Annotated in this window: 12 protein-coding genes and 1 tRNA gene; 7 read left to right on the forward strand and 6 right to left on the reverse strand. The window is 43.0% G+C overall.

Translation table 11 applies throughout. From position 1 onward, the window contains the following. Positions 1–103 precede the first annotated feature (103 nt). The gene (locus tag AC3B6P_RS02185) at positions 104–1,108 is read right to left on the reverse strand and encodes an LTA synthase family protein (protein WP_489804517.1); all 1,005 of its coding nucleotides are present in this window, start codon (positions 1,106–1,108) and stop codon (positions 104–106) included. Positions 1,109–1,812: 704 nt separating this feature from the next. On the opposite strand from AC3B6P_RS02185, the gene AC3B6P_RS02190 reads away from it, so the two are divergent. Beyond that, complete coding sequence (locus AC3B6P_RS02190; protein WP_489804518.1) at positions 1,813–2,124, forward strand: hypothetical protein; 312 nt, start codon at positions 1,813–1,815, stop codon at positions 2,122–2,124. A gap of 78 nt (positions 2,125–2,202) precedes the next feature. Here the strand turns inward: AC3B6P_RS02190 and AC3B6P_RS02195 are convergent. Together AC3B6P_RS02195 and AC3B6P_RS02200 are read right to left on the reverse strand one after the other, a co-directional pair. Beyond that, positions 2,203–2,278, reverse strand: a tRNA-Ala gene (locus AC3B6P_RS02195). Between the two features lie 75 nt (positions 2,279–2,353). Then, entirely contained in the window at positions 2,354–2,977 is a 624-nt protein-coding gene (locus tag AC3B6P_RS02200) for a Maf family protein (RefSeq protein WP_489804519.1), read from the reverse strand. 359 nt (positions 2,978–3,336) lie between these two features. Here AC3B6P_RS02200 and hemE point away from each other — a divergent pair, with 359 nt between their 5' ends. From hemE to hemJ, 3 genes are read left to right on the forward strand one after another with little or no spacing between them, the layout of a single operon-like run. Next, positions 3,337–4,398 carry a uroporphyrinogen decarboxylase gene (gene hemE / locus AC3B6P_RS02205; protein ID WP_489804520.1) on the forward strand — a complete coding sequence of 354 codons (1,062 nt, stop codon included), beginning with the start codon at positions 3,337–3,339 and terminating at the stop codon, positions 4,396–4,398. Continuing rightward, positions 4,395–5,102 (forward strand): HAD family hydrolase, encoded by a 708-nt coding sequence (locus AC3B6P_RS02210; RefSeq protein ID WP_489804521.1) that lies wholly within the window; start codon positions 4,395–4,397, stop codon positions 5,100–5,102. The genes hemE and AC3B6P_RS02210 overlap by 4 nt, the downstream gene beginning before the upstream one ends. Positions 5,103–5,114: 12 nt before the next feature. Then, entirely contained in the window at positions 5,115–5,561 is a 447-nt protein-coding gene (hemJ, locus tag AC3B6P_RS02215) for a protoporphyrinogen oxidase HemJ (RefSeq protein ID WP_489804522.1), read from the forward strand. On the opposite strand, the gene AC3B6P_RS02220 is transcribed toward hemJ, so the two are convergent. Continuing rightward, the gene (locus AC3B6P_RS02220) at positions 5,558–6,136 is read right to left on the reverse strand and encodes a DedA family protein (RefSeq protein ID WP_489804523.1); all 579 of its coding nucleotides are present in this window, start codon (positions 6,134–6,136) and stop codon (positions 5,558–5,560) included. The genes hemJ and AC3B6P_RS02220 overlap by 4 nt on opposite strands. Before the next feature lie 209 nt (positions 6,137–6,345). On the opposite strand from AC3B6P_RS02220, the gene AC3B6P_RS02225 reads away from it, so the two are divergent. Beyond that, entirely contained in the window at positions 6,346–8,271 is a 1,926-nt protein-coding gene (locus AC3B6P_RS02225; RefSeq protein ID WP_489804524.1) for an alpha/beta hydrolase family protein, read from the forward strand. On the opposite strand, the gene AC3B6P_RS02230 is transcribed toward AC3B6P_RS02225, so the two are convergent. Together AC3B6P_RS02230 and AC3B6P_RS02235 are read right to left on the reverse strand one after the other, a co-directional pair. Beyond that, positions 8,204–9,637, reverse strand: a complete 1,434-nt coding sequence (locus AC3B6P_RS02230; RefSeq protein ID WP_489804525.1) for an MATE family efflux transporter — start codon at positions 9,635–9,637, stop codon at positions 8,204–8,206. The two genes, AC3B6P_RS02225 and AC3B6P_RS02230, sit on opposite strands and share 68 nt — an antisense overlap. Before the next feature lie 56 nt (positions 9,638–9,693). Then, positions 9,694–9,918 carry a heavy-metal-associated domain-containing protein gene (locus tag AC3B6P_RS02235; protein WP_489804526.1) on the reverse strand — a complete coding sequence of 75 codons (225 nt, stop codon included), beginning with the start codon at positions 9,916–9,918 and terminating at the stop codon, positions 9,694–9,696. A 324-nt stretch (positions 9,919–10,242) separates the two neighbouring features. On the opposite strand from AC3B6P_RS02235, the gene AC3B6P_RS02240 reads away from it, so the two are divergent. After that, entirely contained in the window at positions 10,243–11,043 is an 801-nt protein-coding gene (locus tag AC3B6P_RS02240; protein ID WP_489804527.1) for an SDR family NAD(P)-dependent oxidoreductase, read from the forward strand. Positions 11,044–11,172: 129 nt separating this feature from the next. Beyond that, positions 11,173–13,047 (forward strand): molecular chaperone HtpG, encoded by a 1,875-nt coding sequence (gene htpG, locus AC3B6P_RS02245; protein WP_489804528.1) that lies wholly within the window; start codon positions 11,173–11,175, stop codon positions 13,045–13,047. Positions 13,048–13,067: the final 20 nt, after the last annotated feature.

Below are 13,067 nucleotides of genomic sequence, written 5' to 3' on the forward strand. Positions count from 1 at the left end.
CTGTAATCAGCTAGCTTCACAGCCTGTTATAAAACAACTGACAGGTAGGTAAAATAACAGATACACTCATCAAATTATTTTGCTTTTCTGCCTTAAGCGCTTTTCAATTTTGGGAAATAATCAGTTTGATAAGAGCGTCATGAAGTCCAGCAGGCGTTAAAGAAACTGGCAGGGATGGTTCTTTAGAAGGATTTTTACCATTTGGCCTAAGAACGACATAAGGCGTACTTCGCTCCAGACCTTCATTTGGAGGGACTTCCCCTAGAGCTGGTCTATGGTCTCCGAAAAATACAAGCATGATATCTTTTCCACTTTCCCTGATAGCGTCACGTATTTTTCCGAGCATGGTATCTCCATGCTGAACATGCTCATACCAAGCCTCAGCCCCTGTTTTCTGCCTTAAGCGATTTTTCTTCCAAGGGCCATGATTTTCCATTGTCACACAATAAGCGAAAAAATTTTCATTCTGATGAAGATAATTAAGCAGGAATTCTGTCAGAGCTTGATCTGAAACGTAAGGCCCATAATAATCTGTTTTCTGAAAGCGATCCTCTCCGACGATCTCTGTAAACCCAAAAGAAGGCATTAAATCAGCCCGTCCATAAAAACGAAGATCATAGGGATGTAAAAAAAGAGCTTTCGGGTAGAATTCTTTTAATCGTAACGATAAGGCATGTGAGGCCATATCCACAGCCGACAAAAACGGATCAAACTGTTTGTAGGATAAAACATCTTCATTGCTCCCGCAAAGAACACCATATTCGCTTCGCATCGTATAGGCCCCAAATCCGCTTGGTTTGAGATCTCCCCATAAAACAGCTTCTTTCTGGCTTAATTCCAGCTCAGGAAGTTTCTTCCAATTTTCATTCAAACAGTTTGGATCAGCAAAAGATTCACATTGGATAATGATAACTCCCTCTGGCGCCCCCTTTACAAAGGGAAGCGCTGGTTGCGGGGGAAGAGGGGCTTCACGTTTCCAGCGACATGCGTAAATCATAAGCGTAGGCAAGAGGCCAATCGTCTTAACATCTTTCCACAAAGCAGGAGGAGGCCCACCTGCCCTGCTTTGTTTCTCTAATAGAAACCATAACAATCCTGAAGAAATCAAAAATAAAATGGCGCCTTCTATTCTTATGGTCACATCATAAGATATTGTATAAAAAATAATACATAAAAACGGTAAAAGGCCTAATACAACAAAAACTCTGGTTGTTTTAGGTATTGCCTGTATATAAAATGAAGGATGTTTTACAAAACCCCATAATAGAGCCAAATCAGTGAAAACAAGTGGTTCATTTAATAATCTTAATTTCAAATTTGATGCCGTTACAAGTATTGATAATAAAATTATTCCAACACACAAGGAAATATAAATAGATCCACTTAAAAAAAGAGTAAAACTGTTAATTGTTATTACTGGTAAAAACCTTGAAATAATATATTTTTTTCTTTTATAAAAGACATATGGAGCGACCATCACATCAAGTATTTCACTGATTATAAGGCTTCCTATAATAAGGAGAAGGATACCATAACTATGATCTAAAATGCTCACTATGCCTCTCTGATCCTTAATTTATCAAAAAAGTACATACTATCGAAACATGTATATGACCATAGCTTCTTATTACAGATCGTTCCAGATTCAGTTGCCCCTATAGAGCGCAATATAATCACACCACTACTACTCTTACCAAGGATAAGAAATGAAGCGTTAAGAGATAAATTTCTCCTAATATTTTGTTTTTTCTGCAATGAAACAGTAGAAGCTACAACAGCATTAACATGTAAGGCAGATCTGGCAGCTATGCTATGCTTGATTTAATCAAAACCAATCAAATCACCTACTCTAGCAATGAAGATGTTAAAGCCAATGCAGCAACCTGTATTGAAAATCTCAAAGCACAAATAAAACAGCTTATGGGAATGAAAGCTTTCATCCCTTCGAAAGTTCTCGCTGCCAGTTTAGCCCAAATGGCCCGGGAATTAGCAGCAGCTGTCAGCGAATATGTGCAGACTCTAAAAGCTGACCTTCGAACAGCAAATGACTATCTTGGTAAAATGGATCAGATGCTGCTTTCTCTCTTTAAGAAAGATACTTCCACCACATTCATTACTATATAATGAAAATCATAGATTATTTATGTTTTTAGTGATTGTTTCCTATCATTATAGTGACCATTACATCACTATATAATGATATGGTGGAGCCAATCGGGATCGAACCGACGACCTCCTGAATGCCATTCAGGCGCTCTCCCAACTGAGCTATGGCCCCGTAGACAAGATAAACCTTCTCGTCTGCGATCCCTATATCCTGCTCTATATAACAAAGCAAGGGTGAAAAAACGCTTCAGCAAAATTTATCAGGTAAAATGCCAAAATGACGCAGAGCTTCAAGAAGGGGCAGCATTGAAAGACCTAAAATAGTACTTCTTTCCCCTTTTATATGTGAAAAAAGATGAATCCCAAGAGATTCTATCCTGTAAACACCAACTGATTTAAGGACATCGTCTCCTTCAGCCTGCACATATGAATTTATAAATTCGTCCGATAAATGCCTTATTGTCAGCTCCGCAGTGCTGATATGATTCCAAATAATCTTTCCTTCCCCATAAAGGCTCATGGCAGTCTGGAGAAAATGTGTCTTTCCTCTCATAGCCTGTAAATGGGTTACTGCCTGTTCCATCGTTTCTGGTTTGGAAAATATCCTGCCATCAAGTTCCAATATCTGGTCTGCAGCAAGAATAATTTTGTCAGCAGAAAGCATATCCGCTGCCTTATAGGCCTTAGCCTCAGCAAGCTTTAAGGCAATCTCTTTAATAGATGTTCCTTTTACTGTTTCCCTTCGCCGTAAAGCCTCTTCATCGAGATCGACAGCACAGATTTCTGGAACAATTCCGGCTTGTTTAAGCAGATCCCTCCGCGTTAACGAACCACTCGCCAGGACTAGGGGTTTTCGAAGACTGATTTTCATTAAAGTAACCTTTTTAAAAACGACTCCAACAGAAAAACGATGCATATGGGGCTTATCATCCTCCTGGGATATATCACGTGCAACATGGGGTACATGGGGATTGTACAAAGCTTTTCCTGTTATAGTACCGAGTACCGGGGATGAAACTGTACGACCTTAAAAATAGGGGATTGTACACAGCCCTTCTGTGGAAAAATCTGGATAATTTTCTACGGCCCTTTATATTCCTCATTTTTAAAGTTGTACACACTGTGAGTAAAACGGGGTACATTTCTATAAAGCCGGGTACCCCGATATCCACAGCCATCCATAACCACTCCAGAATTTCTTTATTTCTTATTTTATGATTAGAGTGCTGTATGACATCGAATAACGCATCCCCTTTTCGAAAAAATCCTTCCACCAAACCTCTTTTGCAGGTTCTACAGGGACAGGAAATCTGGCCGCCTCCTATGTGGCTTATGCGTCAAGCAGGGCGCTATCTTCCTGAGTTCCGGGCATTACGGGCACAAGCAGATTTTCTGACACGCTGTATGACACCTGACATCGCAGTGGAATTAACATTACAACCCATTAGACGTTATCAGTTTGATGGAGCCATTTTATTTTCTGATATTCTCATTTTACCCTGGGTTATGGGACAATCCCTCACTTTTATAGAAGGGAAAGGCCCTGTTCTTGAACCGATCCGCACTGAACGTGATTTAAACGCCTTAAATGAAGACAGAGTTTTTGAGGCCATAGCCCCTGTGAGAGAAACCTTATCTATCCTCTCACGGGAATTACCATCTTCCACCACCCTTCTGGGTTTTGCCGGTAGTCCTTTTACAGTGGCCTGTTACATGGTCGAAGGCGGTAGCTCACGTGATTTTGCGCAGACGCGTAAAATGATGTTGCAGGAAACGGCACTTTTTGAAAAATTAATAACATTATTGACTAGAGCAACAGCGAATATGCTCAGCGCTCATATTGAGGCAGGTGCTGAGGCTGTAATGCTCTTTGACTCATGGGGTGGTATTTTACCACCGGAAGAATTCAGGCGTTTCGTTATTGAGCCGACACAGCAAATTGTAAAAATCTTAAAAGCAAAGCATCCTGAAACGCCAATTATAGGGTTTCCGCGCCTTTCTGGCGTTATGGCGTTGGAATATGCAGAAAAGACGTCCCTTGAGTGTCTTGCCCTCGATAGTGTGGCGGATATGGAGGCTATTGCAAAAATGCTTCCTTCTTCCATCGTGTTACAGGGAAATCTTGATCCAATGATTTTGCTGAATGGAGGAGAAACATTAGTAAAAGAGGCCCGTAGGATCAGGGATTCGATGAAAGGTCGACGTCATATCTTCAATCTTGGTCATGGTGTGATGCAACAGACCCCTCCTGAAAATGTGTCTCTTCTTGTTGAAAGCGTGAGGACGATATGACTGGTAAGATTGATGAAATAAGAAGCGGTCTGAAGCTTGTCGTTTTTGATTGTGATGGCGTCCTGATTGACAGTGAAGGGCCATCTTGCCGTAAGGTTGCAGAATATGCCCGCTCTCTTGGAATAAAAATAACAGATCAGGAAGCAATGACCCGTTATGGAGGGCATACGCTTACCCAAACGGTCAAATCTTTTGAAGAAGAGCTCGGTTACTCTTTACCATCTGGAACAATATCAGAAATGCGCCATATGCTGATAGAGTTTTTAAAAACGGGTATTGATCCTATTGATGGTGCCATTGACCTATTGAAAGACTTGAGGAAACACGGGATTCCTTTCTCAATCGGGTCAAATTCATCCATTGCTGAAATGGATGCCAAATTCGGTCATACAAAAATGGATCAGTTGATTCCTCATGACCGTATTTTTTCAGCAAATGATATGGGCTGCCATAAACCTGATCCGGGCGTTTATCTTCACGCAGCCCAGCAGCAAGGCGTTTCACCTGAGGAAGTACTTGTGATTGAAGATAGCGATACGGGTGCAGAAGCGGTAAAACGGGCGGGAATGTCCTGTCTTTTATTAAGAGACGAAAATCATCCCCTGCCGCCATATTGGCCAGTTCCTCATTTTGTGCGTATTACGAGCCTGTCTGAGGTTATGCCGCTTTTATTACCAAAACTGGCACCTGCTATTCTGTCTTAAAAGAGAAGGTTCATGATCCCCTTTTTCCAGAATCATTTCACCTGGATTTTGTCGCTCCATATTATGGCGTTTATTTCATGGATGGCAGGGTTATTTTATCTACCTCGGCTCTTTGTCTATCATACACAGATTAAGGTTGGTACTGAGGAATATGCGCGCTTCAGTCTGATGGAAAAAAGACTTTATAAACAAATTATGACGCCTGCTATGATTCTGACTTTTCTTACGGGAAGTCTCATGGCGGCTTTACCTCATGTGATTGAGTGGAGCAGTTTCTGGTGGTGGGGCAAGCTTTTTTCTGTCGCAGGAATGGCTGCTTTCCAAGGATTCTGTGGTGCTTGGAGGCGTTGTTTTGAACGGGGAGAAAATAAATATAGAGAACGTTTCTACCGTTTTATAAATGAAATTCCAACCATTTTAATGGTTATTATTGTTATCATGATTATTATTAGGCCTTAATTCTCTGATAAAGAGATGTAATGTTCTTCTTCGAGGCGTGCTTTATGGATAAGATGTTCTTCGTGACGACGTAAAAAGAAGAAACCGATAATGAGGACTATGATTGCAATGCCACCAATTATAAAACTGACTGGTCCTGAAAATTTTTCGATTTGCCGCCCGATTTCATATGTGACTAAAACGTAGCACCCACCCCAAACTAATCCTCCAGCTGCATTATAAAAGAGGAAGCTTTTCCAGGGCATCCGGGACGCTCCGGCAATAAGGGCAATGAAAAGTCGAAGAAAAATCATGAAACGCCCTAAAAAAATACTAGGGCCACCAAAATGCCTGAAAAAATAACGTCCTAACATAAGGCGATCTTCAGTCAGACCAACTTTAGCGCCGTATTTTTTCAAGAGATTGTAACCGATTTTAAATCCTATCAGATAACCGATATTATCTCCCATAATTGCACCAATAACGGCAGAAATAATAAGTCCCTGGGCCGTAAGGTGATGGGTCTGGGAAGCATAGAGAGAAGCAATTACCAATAAACTTTCCGCAGGAAGAGGCAAGCCTGTACTTTCCAGCATAATTGTGATTCCAATCAGGAGATAGGCATATATGCTGGGAATCTGAGCAAGGTAAGATGAAATGTCTGAAAGGTGAAACAGGGCCTAACTCCTGAAATAATCTGTCTTTAAATGGTCATGCCATCAGAAATTCTGGTAAACCGGCTTCATGTCGTAATGCCTATCTTATAAAGAGAATAATCTTTACGCAAAAGATAATGAGGATTGAGATGAATTCTTCCAATTTTTCAGGTAAAAAGAGTTCCTGGGTTGATACCTCATTAATGACGCGTAAGACACGCCATTTCAGCGAAGTCAAAACGATAGGTGATTACTGTTTCTGGCTCGAGCGTCGTCCCGAAGAAAAAGGGCGTTCTGTTATTGTGATGCGTACTCCAGAGGGGGCCTATCACGATCTGGTAGAAGCAGATTATGATATTGGAACCAGACTGCATGAATATGGCGGTGGCGCCTGGGCTGTGCGTGAAATTCCTTCTGGATGGGAAGTTGTTTTTACTGACAGAAAAAAAGGCGGTGTCTGGTCATGTATCAATGGAAAAAGTACACGTTGCTGGCAAGATACAGCCAGGCATGAGGAATTTTTATATTCCTATGCAGGTTTCTGTTTTTACCCGCATAAAGATGAAGTTTTCTGTGTAAGAGAATGTCAAAGCAAGGGTGCTGAAAACTCTGTCATTTTATCAATAAGTGCTGAAAGCGGTAGTCACATAAGGAGAGAAGGGAGTGATTTCTATGCGTCTCCCTGCTTGTCTGATGATGGGCATTTCCTTGCCTGGATCGAGTGGCAGAATCCATCAATGTCATGGGATGATACCCAGCTTTGTATTCTGTCATTGGGAACTGGAAAAAGTTGGAAATTCACCGGGCAAAATGAGGCTGTGAGCTTTATAGAGCCTCAATGGTATAAAGATTGTCTTTATGTTTTATCAGACCAGAAATGTGAGGATACAGTTCCAGAGCGTTTCTGGTCGCCCCTATTTTATCATTGGGATGGAAAAGATTGGGTGCTTCATAATCTGCCCTCTGCCCGGTGTGAAATTGGTCTGCCTCTTTGGGTTTTTGGACAGTCCTCCTATTGCGTTGAAGAAGGTGGCTCTATTCTGGCTCGTGGATTGAAGGAAGGTGTTGGCTGCCTTTTACGCTATGAGCCTCAAAAAGGGTGGGAAGATATCATCAGCCAGGCATCCCCTGAAATGGTGCCCTCTCCTATGAGGAAAAAAGGGTTTTATTGCTGGAATGATGTTCCTGAAGATGCACCACCTTCCCTGGCGATGGGAGATCTGGAAGGTGTTTATGACCGGTTTCGTCCTGCCTGGACGTTTCCTGACAATATTACGAAAGAAGATATCGCTAAACCTCAGAACCTTATATTTCAGAATAAGCATGAGTCTTTTCCTGTCAGAGGGTTTTTCTACCCGCCAGCACAGGGGAAAAATTGTTTTCCTGTCAGAATGCCTCCTCCATTGATCGTGTTGGTCCATGGTGGCCCAACAGGACAGGCAAAGCCAGAGTTCTCTTTTAAGGTCCAATGGTGGACATCCCGGGGATTTGCCGTGTTGGATGTCAATTATCGCGGTTCAACCGGTTTTGGCAGACGTTATAGAGACGCCTTGAATGGCCAATGGGGTGTTGCAGATGTACAGGATTGCTGTTCTGCTGTAAAATCCCTGATAGAACAAGGGAAAGTGGACCCTAATTGCTGCGTTATTCGCGGCAGTAGTGCAGGTGGCCTCACAGTGCTTTCTGCCCTGGCTTCCTCAGATATTTTCCGAGCAGGGACTGTTCTTTATGGTGTTACTGATTTGATCGGGTTGGTTGAGCAGACACATCGTTTTGAAGCCCATTATTTTGATACACTCATCGGTCCCTTCCCTGAAGCAGAGTCCCTTTACAGGGAGCGCTCTCCTATAAACTGGCCCGAAAGACTGACCAAGCCTGTTTTGTTCTTTCATGGTGAACAGGATTGTGTCGTGCCTCTGAAATTGGCAGAAACATTGGCAGAGAAAATGGAACATGCCTCGTTCCATCGTTTTCCTGAAGAGGGGCATGGCTTCAGGTCCCCTGCTGTTATAGCGGAGACTTTGCAGCAGGAACTGGCATTTTATCAGGATTTATTTTCTCAAGAGACCGGATAACAGAGAAAGCTGTTATCATTGCAAGTGATCCAAAAATAACGACACCGAGTGCCTGGCCGATCATAACGCCTTTAGGACCATATAAGGCGCCTATTGTCACAAAGGGAATCGTCCCCAAAGTTGCACGTCCCCAGTTAAAAGCTGTGGAATAAAGGGGATAATTCAAATTATTAAAGGCCGTATTAGAAACAAAAAGTAGGCCTACGAACATATAGCTGGTTACAATGAAAAAACAAAATAATTTGACCAGTTCAATGCCGACTCCCTGAACATGAAAGATCTTCAGAATGAGGCTGTTACAGCTTGCGAAGGTACCCCAGGCGATAAGAACGCAAAGAGCAGTTAATTTTAATGCACAGAGAAAAGTTTCTTTAACGCGGTCAATACGGTGGGCACCAAGATTTTGTGCCATAATTGGGCCGACGGAGCCTGTAAGGGCAAAAACAAAAGCAAAGGAAACTGGCACAAGACGGTCAATAACAGCTTGCCCGGAAATAGCATCTAATCCGAAACGGGCCATGGCACGGGTAGCAAAAAGTGCTCCTACAGGTGTTGCAAGGTTGGTGCCAATAGCAGGAAGAGCGATGGGGCTTATTTTACGTGCTGCAAGAGGGATGAATTGCCTTTTGGGGTAGGTAAGCATGTCGTGATGGCGCAGATTGAAAAAGCCACTTAATGTAATGGCCAGTCGTGATAGGACTGTGCTGATTGCAGCACCTTCCAGGCCAAGATGAAAGCCAAAAATCAATATTGGGTCTAAAATAGCTGTAGCGATGGCCCCGATCAGCGTGACATTCATGGATCGTCTGGCATCTCCAACAGCGCGGAGAAGGGCTGAGAGAGCCATTCCAAGACAGATAAGCGGCAAGGCAGGAGCGATGATACGTAAGAAACATGTGGCTTGTATCAAGCTATTTCCCCGAGCACCAAGAAGAGAGAGAAAATAGGGAGCGCAGCCTGCTGTAAACAGACCCAGAAGAATGGTTATCCCCACCATAATGACCAGAAAAGCCGAGGCCAGGTTTTTGGCACGATAATGTTTATGGGCACCAATAAGCCGCCCTATATAGGCACCCAGGCCAATAGACATACCCAGCCCTACAGAAACCTGTACAAAGCTGATGGAACTGGCAAAAGCAATGGCAGCAGTTAGCGTTGAATCATGGAGATGGGATATATAAAAATAATTAAGAAGGTCGACAGCAAAAACAGCCATCAATCCCACAGCCCCCGTACTGGCCATGGCCACTACATGATGAAAGATACTTCCATGAATAAATCTGGCTTTTCTTTGAAGAGGATTTTTAAAATCCGCGTAAGACTTCTTTTTTGTAGCAACAGAGCGTGAAGAAAAAGAATTATCCATAAGCCTAATATATCATGTTTACGCCCGGATAATAATTTTTCTCCAGATCGTTAACGTCACTGATCTGTTATCATAGGGTCATATCCTGCTTTTTCAATAAGTTTGCAAAGAGTTCTTGCTGAAGTTTTCGCCTCATCATAGCGGATATCAACATGTTTACGAGGCAGAGAAATTTCTATTCCTACAACGCCTGGTTCTACAGTCAGAAGTTTTTCCAATTTTTTTACGCATTCATCACAGGTCATCCCCTCAACATCGAGGGATAATATTTCGATATACACAGCATTTTCTCCTTAAAGTGCCCGACAGAAATAGCGCGATCTGAACGAGTGGAAGGGGGAAGATATTTTACCATGTGTCAAATTTAATTAAATAAATACATCGGTCTTATGGAAACGTACTGGTCAGCCGATTTACATTTATATTTTGCTTATAAGATACTTCCCAGAAATTTTACAATAAAAATTATAATGATAAATTAATGAAATAAAAATAATATAGTTCGGCTAAGTGTCGTTGTTAAATTTATTACAAGAAAATTTACGCGTGAGCTGGAACAGAGTGTATAAAGAGATGATTATAAATGGATTAATAGGAAGCATTAAATGCCACATGGAAAAACAGCCCTCATAACAGGCGGTACATCAGGGATTGGTCTGGCTATTGCCTGCAAATTTGCCTCTCTGAATTATAATGTCATCCTGGTGGGGAGTAACCCTTCAAAAGATTATTCAGAGGCGGTTCAAACAGTTTCAGCAATCAGCCAGACAAAAAAAGAGAAGCCATGGGTCAAGAGCTATGGGGTTAATATTGTCAATGAAGCTGATGTAAAAAACCTTATCAAGACGCTTCAGTCAGATCACGTCGAACTTGATGTTCTGGTCCATGGTGCTGGTGTCTTTTTTGATACGCCGCTGACAGCTGATTCAACGCAAGGTTTTGAACGCATGATGGCGGTCAATGTAAATGGTATGTGGAATATCATTCATGCGTCACTGCCAGTTCTTAAAAAAGGGGATATCACTCATCCTGGAAGCAAGATTATAGCACTTTCATCTATTTGTTCTTTTTACAGCTTTGCAACATATTCAGGCTATTGTGCCAGCAAGGCAGCTGTTACGGCTTTAACGCGTACTTTGGCTCTGGAACTGGGGCCCATGGGGATCAATATCAATGCAATTGAACCTGGCCGCGTTGAAACTTCCATGCATGATCAATTGATTAATGATCCTGCTCAGGCAGGTGTTTTGCGTTCTATTGCAGAAGCTAATCCTAGTAAAAGAGCTTTTTCAAAGCCTGAGGATATTGCAGAGGTTGTTGCCTTTCTAGCGAGTAACAGCGCTCGCGCTCTTCATGGTGCTTCTATTGTGGTTGATGAAGGGACTTCCCTGGGAATTGGCGCGTAAAAAATCTCTTTTGTTTCAGGACCTCTTTTAAAAATCAGGACTCCAGCCCATCTTTAACGATACATCAGGGGCTGGAGTTTTTATTAAGGCCTTCATTTTAGATAATTATTATAGGGACAGAGAAGAATAATGAGCGAAACTAAGAGTTCAGTGACAAATTCCCCTCAGGGTGAAGAGCATCAGTTTAGTGCAGAGGTTGGCCGTCTGCTTGATCTGGTCGTTCATTCTCTTTATTCGGACCGGGAGATATTTTTGCGTGAGTTAGTTGCCAATGCAGCAGACGCCATGGATAAACGGCGTTTTGAAGCTTTGACACAACCTTCACTTGCTCTTCCTGAGAACGCGCATATTACAATTACGCCTGATAAAGCTTCCAAAACACTCACGATTTCAGATGATGGTCTGGGTATGAGCCGTGAGGAGCTGGTCCAGAATCTGGGAACAATCGCACGGTCAGGAACGAAAGCTTTCGGAGAAAAATTAAGCGCTGCGAAGCCTGAAGACCGGCCTAGTCTGATTGGTCAGTTTGGTGTGGGTTTTTATTCAGCTTTTATGGTTGCTGATCGCGTTGATGTTGTTTCCCGTAAGGCTGGCACAGATGAAGCCTTTCTCTGGAGTTCAGATGGTAAAGGTTCATACAGCCTTGCCGATGCACAACGTGAGGAAGCCGGGACAGAAGTCATTCTTTATATGAAGGATGATTCAGAAGAGTTTCTGGAACCTCAGCGCCTGAGGACGATTATCCGTAAATGGGCGGATCATATTTCCTGGCCGGTGGCGCTGCGTGAAACCAAAGAGGATGGCACAAGTGAAGAGCAGACGGTTAATGAAGGGACAGCGCTCTGGCTTCGTCCCAAGGCAGAAATAACAACCGAGCAGTATAAGGAATTTTATCATCATATTGCTCATGCTTTTGATGAGCCTTATGCAACGCTGCACTGGCATGCTGAAGGTACGGTGGAATTTACGTCTTTGCTTTTCCTGCCGGGAGCACGGCCATTTGATTTTATGGAACAGCAAGACCGAGAAAGCCATATTCATCTTCATGTAAAACGTATGTTTATCACTGATGAAGCCAGGCTCGTTCCGGGATGGATGCGTTTTGTACAGGGCGTAGTTGATACAGATGACCTCCCGCTCAATGTTTCACGTGAAATGTTGCAATCAACGCCTGTTCTGGCACGGATCCGTAAAGCCGTTACCAGACGCGTGCTTAATGAGATCAAGTCACGGGCAAAAGAGAATGATGAAGGGTTCAGGAATTTCTGGAATAATTTCGGGCCTGTAATCAAGGAAGGTTTATGGGAAGATTCTGAACATCGTCAGGAAGTTGCCGAGATTGCCCTTTTCAATACGAGCTATGATGATAATCTAACAAGCTTGGATGATTATATCAGCCGTATGAAGCCGGAGCAGGAGGCAATTTATTATCTGGTAGGTGATTCCCTTGCGGCTTTGAAAGCATCAGCACAGCTTGAGGGTTTCAAGGCACGTGGTATCGAAGTCCTCCTTCTAACAGACCCTGTTGACAGTTTCTGGCCTGAGCGCCTCCATTCCTATAAGGATAAGGTCTTTAAATCTGTTGCCCATGCCTCGGCTGATCTAGAAAAATTCACTTCGGAATTGAAAGATCAGGGCGAAGCTGCCGAGATGGAAAAACTTCTTCCTGTCCTGAAAGATGCTTTGGGGGACGCAGTCAAAGATGTTCGTTCAACTGATCGTCTGACAGGAAGTGCTGTGGTGCTCTCTTCCGAAGGAGGCCCCGACCTGGCCATGCAGAGACTTTTGCGCCGTTCAGGACAGGATTTCCCTCCTATGCCGCCTGTGTTGGAATTAAACCCACGTCATCCTCTCATACGCCGTTTGGCAGAACGCGTTGCAGCAGGTGAATCCGTTGCTGATTATGGGTCAATATTGCTTGATCTAGCTCGTGTGCAGGAAGGGGAATCCTTGCCGGATCCGGCAAGTTTCTCCCGTCGCCTGACAGCTTTATTGGCTCAGTAAAACCTGATTTTATGGCGCTG

It is taken from the genome of Aristophania sp. ESL1142 (assembly GCF_058107345.1).

Coding starts and splice junctions, on each gene's coding strand:
- AC3B6P_RS02230 (WP_489804525.1), bottom strand. CDS start 9,637: ATGGATAATTCTTTTTCTTCACGCTCTGTTGCTACAAAAAAGAAGTCT.
- AC3B6P_RS02210 (WP_489804521.1), top strand. CDS start 4,395: ATGACTGGTAAGATTGATGAAATAAGAAGCGGTCTGAAGCTTGTCGTT.
- htpG (WP_489804528.1), top strand. CDS start 11,173: ATGAGCGAAACTAAGAGTTCAGTGACAAATTCCCCTCAGGGTGAAGAG.
- AC3B6P_RS02200 (WP_489804519.1), bottom strand. CDS start 2,977: ATGAAAATCAGTCTTCGAAAACCCCTAGTCCTGGCGAGTGGTTCGTTA.
- AC3B6P_RS02240 (WP_489804527.1), top strand. CDS start 10,243: ATGCCACATGGAAAAACAGCCCTCATAACAGGCGGTACATCAGGGATT.
- AC3B6P_RS02190 (WP_489804518.1), top strand. CDS start 1,813: ATGCTTGATTTAATCAAAACCAATCAAATCACCTACTCTAGCAATGAA.
- hemE (WP_489804520.1), top strand. CDS start 3,337: ATGACATCGAATAACGCATCCCCTTTTCGAAAAAATCCTTCCACCAAA.
- hemJ (WP_489804522.1), top strand. CDS start 5,115: ATGATCCCCTTTTTCCAGAATCATTTCACCTGGATTTTGTCGCTCCAT.
- AC3B6P_RS02220 (WP_489804523.1), bottom strand. CDS start 6,136: ATGCTGGAAAGTACAGGCTTGCCTCTTCCTGCGGAAAGTTTATTGGTA.
- AC3B6P_RS02225 (WP_489804524.1), top strand. CDS start 6,346: ATGAATTCTTCCAATTTTTCAGGTAAAAAGAGTTCCTGGGTTGATACC.